The sequence below is a fragment of the Paraburkholderia sp. LEh10 genome, assembly GCF_017814945.1.
Lineage (GTDB): Bacteria > Pseudomonadota > Gammaproteobacteria > Burkholderiales > Burkholderiaceae > Paraburkholderia.
On record NZ_JAGIPX010000217.1, the window covers coordinates 1 to 1,014 of the forward strand.

The window sequence follows — 1,014 nt, forward strand, 5'->3', positions numbered from 1 at the left end:
GCCTTCAAGATGGTCACGGGCGTGTGGGCGGGCAGCCGCTTCGGCCTGAAGGGCGCGGAAGACCTGGGTGGCGGCACGAAGGCGATCTTCACGCTGGAAGAAGGCTTTAGCGCCGCCACCGGCGCAATGTCGACGAACAACCTGATGTTCAGCCGCCAGGCGTTCGTCGGCGTGACGAACAGCACGTATGGTTCGCTGACGGCAGGGCGCCAGTACGCGTCGTACTACCAGCTGCTCTCGCCGTACAGCCCGACCACGTGGCTCACGGGCTTCTACGGCGCGCACCCGGGCGACGTGGATGGCCTCGACACAATCTACCGCGCGAACAACACGCTGCTGTACATGTCGCCGTCGATCTACGGCTTCAAGTTCAGCGGCTCGTACTCGTTCGCGGGCGTGCCGGACAGCGTGAACCGTGGCTCGACGTGGGCGGCGGCGATCCAGTATGCGCAAGGCCCCGTCGGCATCGCGGTGGGCTTCTCGCGGATCAACAACTCGACGGTCAACGGCGGCCCGTTCGGCGCGGATTCGACGACCTCGAACGCGGGCGCGCAGGCGGGCGTGTCGGCCGTGACCAACGGTTTCCAGACGGCGCAGGCGCAGCAGCGCTTCGCGGTCGGCGCGGGCTACACGTTCAACAGCCAGTTCGACATCACGGCGACCTACTCGAACGTACAGTACATTCCGGGTATCAGCTCGTCGTTCCGCAACCTGGCGATCTGGAACACGGGCGGCATCGTGCTGCACTGGAAGCCGACGGCCGCGTGGGACTTCGCGACGGGCTACAGCTACACGCGCGCGACCCAGTCCAACGGCATCACGAGCAGCGCGCAGTACCAGCAGGTCAACCTGTCCGAGTACTACTCGCTGTCCAAGCGCACGGGCCTGTATGCACTGCAGGCGTATCAGCGCGCAAATGGCCAGACGCTCGGCACGAACGGCCGGTCGATCATCAACGCGACGGCGACCATCGGCGACGGCTTCCAGACGTCGCCGTCGTCATCGCGCAGCATG

1 protein-coding gene is annotated in these 1,014 nt (G+C 66.0%); it reads left to right on the plus strand.

Annotated elements, in window-relative coordinates:
• Positions 1 to 1,014, plus strand: a 1,014-nt coding sequence (locus J8I87_RS44015) for a porin (RefSeq protein ID WP_209938913.1), incomplete at both ends; no start/stop codon positions are given.